The organism is Sphingomonas bacterium (assembly GCF_028289855.1).
Lineage (GTDB): Bacteria > Pseudomonadota > Alphaproteobacteria > Sphingomonadales > Sphingomonadaceae > Sphingomonas.
Map to the genome: position 1 here is coordinate 1 of NZ_JAQGKZ010000061.1, position 6,756 is coordinate 6,756.

At 61.3% G+C, this 6,756-nt stretch carries 10 protein-coding genes; 8 read left to right on the plus strand and 2 right to left on the minus strand.

The window, feature by feature from the left end; genetic code table 11:
- The 8 genes from thiC to arr form a co-directional block, all read left to right on the plus strand.
- Nucleotides 1-1,436 (plus strand): phosphomethylpyrimidine synthase ThiC (thiC, locus tag JWM94_RS07100; protein WP_299424240.1); only part of this gene is annotated, 1,436 nt, incomplete at its 5' end.
- A 103-nt stretch (nt 1,437-1,539) separates the two neighbouring features.
- A complete protein-coding gene (locus JWM94_RS07105) occupies nt 1,540-2,358 on the plus strand; it encodes a hypothetical protein (RefSeq protein WP_299424242.1) in 819 nt (272 codons plus the stop codon).
- Nucleotides 2,355-3,470, plus strand: a complete 1,116-nt coding sequence (locus JWM94_RS07110; protein WP_299424245.1) for a hypothetical protein — start codon at nt 2,355-2,357, stop codon at nt 3,468-3,470. Before JWM94_RS07105 ends, JWM94_RS07110 begins: the two co-directional genes overlap by 4 nt.
- Before the next feature lie 4 nt (nt 3,471-3,474).
- Nucleotides 3,475-3,897, plus strand: a complete 423-nt coding sequence (locus tag JWM94_RS07115; RefSeq protein ID WP_299424247.1) for a VOC family protein — start codon at nt 3,475-3,477, stop codon at nt 3,895-3,897.
- An 82-nt stretch (nt 3,898-3,979) separates the two neighbouring features.
- Entirely contained in the window at nt 3,980-4,390 is a 411-nt protein-coding gene (locus JWM94_RS07120; RefSeq protein WP_299424250.1) for a nuclear transport factor 2 family protein, read from the plus strand.
- A 60-nt stretch (nt 4,391-4,450) separates the two neighbouring features.
- A complete protein-coding gene (locus JWM94_RS07125) occupies nt 4,451-5,110 on the plus strand; it encodes a hypothetical protein (RefSeq protein WP_299424252.1) in 660 nt (219 codons plus the stop codon).
- Nucleotides 5,111-5,168: 58 nt separating this feature from the next.
- On the plus strand, nt 5,169-5,678 hold the full coding sequence (locus JWM94_RS07130; RefSeq protein ID WP_299424255.1) for a 2'-5' RNA ligase family protein: 510 nt from the start codon (nt 5,169-5,171) through the stop codon (nt 5,676-5,678).
- A gap of 4 nt (nt 5,679-5,682) precedes the next feature.
- Complete coding sequence (gene arr / locus JWM94_RS07135) at nt 5,683-6,093, plus strand: NAD(+)--rifampin ADP-ribosyltransferase (RefSeq protein ID WP_299424257.1); 411 nt, start codon at nt 5,683-5,685, stop codon at nt 6,091-6,093.
- Nucleotides 6,094-6,197: 104 nt separating this feature from the next.
- On the opposite strand, the gene JWM94_RS07140 is transcribed toward arr, so the two are convergent.
- Nucleotides 6,198-6,479: a DUF427 domain-containing protein gene (locus JWM94_RS07140; protein WP_299424259.1), complete on the minus strand. Its 282-nt coding sequence runs from the start codon at nt 6,477-6,479 to the stop codon at nt 6,198-6,200.
- Between the two features lie 8 nt (nt 6,480-6,487).
- Nucleotides 6,488-6,616, minus strand: coding sequence for a hypothetical protein (locus tag JWM94_RS07145; protein ID WP_299424262.1), 129 nt, complete (start codon nt 6,614-6,616; stop codon nt 6,488-6,490).
- Nucleotides 6,617-6,756: the final 140 nt, after the last annotated feature.

The following is a 6,756-nucleotide window of genomic DNA, read 5'->3' on the forward strand; positions in this document are numbered from 1 at the left end:
TCAAGGAATACGTCCGCGACGGCGAAAGCTTCGGCGCGAGTATCCCCGATTACGTCACCCCCGAATTCGTCCGCGACGAGGTCGCCCGCGGCCGCGCGATCATCCCCAACAACATCAACCACCCCGAATCCGAACCGATGGCGATCGGCCGCAACTTCCTGGTCAAGATCAACGCCAATATCGGCAATTCCGCGGTCGCATCCGACGTCGCCGCCGAAGTCGACAAGATGGTCTGGTCGATCCGCTGGGGCGCCGACACCGTCATGGACCTGTCGACCGGGCGCAACATCCACGACACCCGCGAATGGATCATCCGCAACTCCCCCGTCCCGATCGGCACCGTCCCGATCTATCAGGCGCTGGAGAAGGTCGGCGGCGTCGCCGAGGACCTGACCTGGGAAATCTTCCGCGACACGCTGATCGAACAGGCCGAACAGGGCGTCGACTACTTCACGATCCACGCCGGCGTCCGGCTGCCCTACGTGCCGCTTACCGCCAAGCGAGTCACCGGCATCGTCAGCCGCGGCGGCAGCATCATGGCGAAATGGTGCCTCAGCCACCACAAGGAGAGTTTCCTGTACGAACGCTTCGACGAGATCACCGAGATCATGAAGGCATACGACATCGCCTATTCGCTCGGCGATGGGCTACGCCCCGGCTGCATCGCCGACGCCAACGACGAAGCGCAGTTCGCCGAGCTCTACACGCTGGGCGAGCTCACCCACCGCGCCTGGGCGCAGGACGTCCAGGTGATGATCGAGGGCCCCGGCCACGTGCCGATGCACAAGATCAAGGAGAATATGGACAAGCAGCTCGAGGTTTGCGGCGAGGCGCCGTTCTACACGCTCGGCCCGCTCACCACCGATATCGCGCCCGGCTACGACCATATCACCAGCGGCATCGGCGCCGCGATGATCGGCTGGTACGGCACCGCGATGCTTTGCTACGTGACGCCCAAGGAGCATCTCGGCCTGCCCGACCGCGACGACGTCAAGGTCGGCGTGGTGACCTACAAGCTCGCCGCGCACGCCGCCGATCTGGCGAAGGGTCACCCCGCGGCCAAGATGCGCGACGACGCGCTGTCGCGCGCGCGCTTCGAATTCCGCTGGCGCGACCAGTTCAACCTCAGCCTCGATCCCGATACGGCGGAGGACTATCACGACCAGACGCTCCCCGCGGAAGGCGCCAAGACCGCGCATTTCTGTTCGATGTGCGGGCCCAAATTCTGCTCGATGAAGATCACGCAGGAGGTGCGCGACTTCGCCAGCAAGCAGAACCAGGGCGTCGAAGGCTTCATCGCCAGCGGCCCGACCGGCGCGGAGACCGCGGCCGCGAGCAAGGCCGCCGCGATCAAGGGGATGGAGGAGATGAGCAAGCTCTACAACGAGAGCGGCCGCGAGCTGTACATGGGCGCGGGTGGACGGGAGCACGATTAGCGTAGCTTGGATACTTATCGCGGCGAAAGCCGGGGATGACCGAGATGCGAGAAATCCTTAAGGTATCCGGCGGCGAGATATATTTGCCGGCGAAGGAGGGGCAATGAGCACGCCACCAAAGATTCCCGTAAGGGGACGCCCGGGCTTTAGCGAGTGGGTGGAACGGCACCTGTCGCCCAACTGGCCCATCCTTCCTCTCACCCATATTACTCGCGGGCTTAAAGCCACAGACATTCTCCGAAACGGCAAGATAGAGCCTCAATATTGCGATACTTTAAAGGGCACCTTCGCCTTTTTTTTCTACGGTCGGCCAGCGTATCGCTGCAATGGGGACAAAGTTGTAAAGCTAGAGGCTTCCTGCCCGCAATGTTTCATTTTTAAGAGTGATCTACTAGATCGCGCTAATCAAGCATACGGATTTGACACGGGTGCGTTTGGGGCTCGCATGTATAGTCACGTATTGGACGACGACTTTGATGTCGAAGACTTCAAAATTGGAACAGACAGGTTTTCTCCGAACAAGCTGATATCGGCTACTTTCGAGTCACAAGATGCGTACTTATCAGGCGATCCTCGTCGCGTGCGTGACCCCGCCAGTGCAGCGGAGCCGCATGAAATGGAAGCACGGTCGTACCTAGAGCTACTGACATCCCCCGGGCGTAATGAACCGGATGATCGAATTTGCTCAATCGAAATCGTCTTTGCGGACCCAGTCAAGATCGATAGCGATCTTTTGGCCATCGTAGTGCCGCACACATTGTGGAACGAGGACTATAAAAGTCCTGCCCTAGTGGCTGTAAGGGATCGGGCCGTGGAAATTATACCTTTCGAGTTTATACCGAACAGGCATCCTGAACATTATCAAACTCTCGTGGAACTCGCCGTCAGAGAATTTTACCGGCAATCAAAGATATTGCCGTGACCAATATAAGACATATGGATGCCGTGGGATACACTCCCTACGGTCCTCGAGACGGCTTTGCGCAATTAGTCTTTCTTAGCGCGGAAAAATACTATATTCAGATACCCGATGCCACTGAGTTAATTATCGATAGATTTGTGCAGTTAGACACAAGCGATCACGATGTAATAGAGGTTGATGAGTCTTATTCCGCACGTGTTGGGGACTCTCTCCATTTTTGCTTTGTCTGGAATGGTGACGTAACTGTGGGGTCGTTAGCGAGCATAAGCCCTACGTTAGCACGAGCCTATCGCGAATTAGACGATCAGGCAGTTTCTCTTCAAATTGCTGAATTGATAGGAACTAGTGGCGAAGTTGAGAAAGAACGCGACAGAATTAAGGGCTTCTATGGTCGGGATCTAGGAGTCCAAGCGCAACAATCATTCGTTCGGGCATCGGTGTTTCCGGATATTGTTTGGCGGTCTTTGATTCAGGCGGTTCAGAGCCCTTCCTTGGCGAAAGTTGCAGCAGCACACCGCAACTGGATTCTCCATTCCTCTAGTCCTGACATACAAGACATATTTCCGCCTCGACTAGCGCAGTGGCTAGAAGCCGAGTTGGGGGTTAACTCTAAACTAGTTGCGGAATCTGTTAGGCGTGCAGTTGGTTCGCCCCAGTCAAGGATCATGCAATTTGATCCGAGTGATGTTGTAAAATCGCTTCGCGCCGTGTCGGCTCATGGCCGACAGGAACTTCGCTTCCTAGAGCTGCTAAGAATTGTAATTGAGCAGCCCCTATTAGGCGAGCGAATGCTCGAACAATTCAGCGATATTGGTCGGTTTGCAAACAATGCTGCAACACTGCTCAAGGCGAATAAAGGTCGCATTTTTCCGGAGGTTGATGAAGCGTTTTTGCATTGGTATGCAAACCAGCTGATATCAATGGCGTATCCACAGCGGAGGGGTGTTGTAATTCAGGACATGGCAGAAGTACTTGGACATCTTGCACCGGTTGCTAGCGCTATTGAGCAGCGTATGAACCGCTCCACCGCAATGGTCGTACGTGAACGTAGTAAAGCGATATCCGCAGCGCTTTACGGTGATGAAGTTAAGCAGTTGGATTTGAAATTTTGAACTCTTGTCCCACCTAGCCCACATCGCCCTGATCGTCCGCGACTATGACGAAGCGCTCGCCTTCTACGTCGGCAAGCTCGGCTTCACGCTGGTCGAAGACAGCTACCAGCCCGAGCAGGACAAGCGCTGGGTGACGATCCGCCCGCCCGGCGCGCCCGCAAACGCCACCACCATCCTCCTCGCCTGCGCCTCGACCGACCACCAGGCGCGCTACATCGGCGACCAGGCCGGCGGGCGCGTGTTCCTGTTCCTCGCCACCGACGATTTCGCGCGCGACCACGCCGCCTTCACCGCCGCCGGGGTCGACTGGGTCCGCCCGCCCGCGACGCACGACTACGGCACCGTCGCGGTGTTCGCCGATCTCTACGGCAATCTGTGGGACCTCGTGCAGTTCGCGCCGGGCCACGGCCTGACGCCTCATTCCTGAAACCGGCAGCTTCGCATTGCCCGCATCTGTACCGCTACGCGCCCCGCCGCTAATCCGGGCTCACCTCACCAAGGAGCATCTCATGACCGACTTGCCCGTCGCCGCTCTTCGCGCCGCCTATCGCACGTGGGACGAGAGCAAGGGCGCAGACCCGAGCGAATTTCTCGCCTTGATGGACGAAGATCTGACGATGCATTCGATCCTGATGGGGCCGACCGACCATGACGATCCGGCGCGCGGGCTGGCGGCGGCGGATCATTTCTTCGGGGCGATCGCCGCCGACTGGATCATGCTGGCGTTCGACACCGAACAAATGGTGGCGCAGGACGATACCATCGTGTGGATCGGCCGCTGCCGCTGGCAGCATCGCCGCAATGACAACATCGTCGATACGCCAAAAGTCGACGTCTGGCATTTTCGAGAAGGCCGGGCGGTGCGCTACGCTGAAATGTTCGATACTTTGGCCTTTGCGCGCGCCGTCGGCATGGAGTGAACAGCAGCGGGCCCCGCAAAAACCTTCCAATGTAGGATTTGGTCTGATCCAAGCTGTCGGATGACCGAATCATCCGATCCCCGAACGGCGCCGGGCGACGCGCCGACCTCCGACACCGTCACCGATGCGGACGACACCGCCTCGCTCGAACACAGCGCGCACATCCGCGAGCTCACCCCGTTCGGCCCGGTGCCGGTGCGCTATCGCCACGACGGCTGGGTGCCCGACCGCCAGCGCGCGTTTATCGAGGCGCTGGCCGAATGCGGCTGTGTCGACGAAGCGGCGCGAGCCGTGGGGATGAACCGCTCCTCGGCCTATGCGCTCAGGGCGGGCGCCGACGCGCAAGCCTTTCGCCTCGCCTGGGACGCGGCGATGGACATGGCGGTCGCGCGGCTGTCCGACGCGGCGTTGTCGCGCGCGATCCACGGCGTCGCGGTGCCGATTTTTCACGGCGCCGATCAGGTCGGCGAGCGGCGCCATTTCGACGAGCGGCTGACGATGTTCCTGCTGCGCACGCGCGACCCGGCGCGGTACGGCAAATGGCGTGACCGGTTCGAGACGAGCGAACGGCAGGAAGCCCGCCCGGGGATTCTGTCCTATCGGATCGGCCGGATGCTGCGCGCCGCGTGGCGCGCGTTCGACGCGGCATGGGCCGGCCAGCCGCCACCGCCGCCGCAATCCGAGCACGTCGCGGATACCCTTTGCGGATCGCCCGAATAACGGGCCAAACAGGGTGTCGACTTTGTCTACTTCCGGCGCGATCTGTTATCGGGCCAAAATGCGCCCTCGCAACCCGCTCTACATCATGGCCAAGCCGCCCCCCGACGTGCAGGCGCAAATCGCCGCCTTGCCGCGCAACGATCCCGGGCGCGGCCCGGAGCTGTTCCACGTCACGCTGATGAAGCTGTTCGATCTCTACCGCGCGCCGCCCGATTGGCTGCCGCAAGTGATCGCCGCGCTCGACAGCTTCGCGGGTGCGGCATTCCCGCTCGTCTTCGACCGGATCGAGAACCGCAAGGCGGTGACGCTGCGCACCCGCGATCCGCTTCCCGAAGCACGCGCCTTCCAGGCGGCGCTGGTCCGCCATCTGCTCGACCGTCGCGCGCCGATGATGCTCGGCACGACGCCCGAACCGCACCTCACGATCAACTATCACGGCGACCGCCTGCGGGCTGAAAGGATGCCGCCGATCGGCTGGACGGTGCGCGACGTGCGGCTGGTCGAAAGCGTCGTCGGCAAAACGACGCACGTCGAGCATGGCCGCTGGCCGTTGCGCGCGAAGGAGTGACTCGATGACCTATGCCAGCGACGCCGTCCCGCCTTTCTATCACGGCACGCGCGCCGATTTGTCGCCGGGCGACTTGCTCACGCCGGGCTTCGCCTCCAATTATTACGACCGCACGCCGCTGTCGTGGATCTATTTCAGCGGCACGCTGGAGGCCGCGGCCTGGGGCGCCGAGCTGGCGGCGGGCGAGGGGGCCGAGCGCATCTATATCGTCGAGCCGACCGGCGACTTCGTCGACGACCCCAATTTGACCGACAAGAAATTCCCCGGCAACCCGACCCAATCCTACCGCTCGCGCGATCCGTTGCGCGTCGTCGGAGAGGTCGCCGAATGGAACGGCCACGCGCCCGAGCAAATCCAGGCAATGAAGGACGGCATCGCCCGCATCCGCGCCGAAGGCGGCGAGATCATCGATTGAGGTTCGTGCAGTGGATTAGCACTGCTAATCCGCGCCTCGGCGCGAACCCGGCCGGCGGCGCATCGCGCCGACCGACGGCCCGGCTTAGCCGGGCCGCCCCACCGTCACCTTACCTCGACGCCCTTCCAGAACGCCACGCGCCCGGCGATCTGCTTCGCGGCGTCCTTGGGCGCGGGATAATACCACGCCGCGTCCTTGTTCTCCGCGCCGCCCGCGACCAGCGTGTAGTAACGCGCGGTTCCCTTCCACGGGCACACGCTGGTCGTCGCGCTATCCTTGAGCAGGTCGGGCGCGATCGCGGCGAGCGGGAAGTACGCATTGCCCTCGACCGTGACGATATCGTCGCTGCGGGCGATCAGCGTGTCGTTCCACCAGGCTTCGGCCATGTCGCGGCTCACCCCTTGATGTTCACCATCGCGACCGGGTTGCCCTTGGTCGTCGGGTTCGACGCATTGGCCTTGGGCGCTTTTTCCGCCTTGGGCTTGCGGACTTCCTTGTTCGATTTCTTCTGGCTCTTGGCCATGGCGGTTTCCTTGGGGGGCGACAGGCCCGCGCCGCAGTCTAAACGCTCCCTCTTGCCTAGGCTACCGAAACGATGCAGCCTCCCGCGTCAAAGGGGAGGATCGGCCATGATCGGTAAATACACGCTGCTGCAAGTTGCCC

Coding starts and splice junctions, on each gene's coding strand:
- JWM94_RS07125 (WP_299424252.1), top strand. CDS start 4,451: ATGACCGAATCATCCGATCCCCGAACGGCGCCGGGCGACGCGCCGACC.
- JWM94_RS07130 (WP_299424255.1), top strand. CDS start 5,169: ATGCGCCCTCGCAACCCGCTCTACATCATGGCCAAGCCGCCCCCCGAC.
- arr (WP_299424257.1), top strand. CDS start 5,683: ATGACCTATGCCAGCGACGCCGTCCCGCCTTTCTATCACGGCACGCGC.
- JWM94_RS07105 (WP_299424242.1), top strand. CDS start 1,540: ATGAGCACGCCACCAAAGATTCCCGTAAGGGGACGCCCGGGCTTTAGC.
- JWM94_RS07120 (WP_299424250.1), top strand. CDS start 3,980: ATGACCGACTTGCCCGTCGCCGCTCTTCGCGCCGCCTATCGCACGTGG.
- JWM94_RS07145 (WP_299424262.1), bottom strand. CDS start 6,616: ATGGCCAAGAGCCAGAAGAAATCGAACAAGGAAGTCCGCAAGCCCAAG.
- JWM94_RS07140 (WP_299424259.1), bottom strand. CDS start 6,479: ATGGCCGAAGCCTGGTGGAACGACACGCTGATCGCCCGCAGCGACGAT.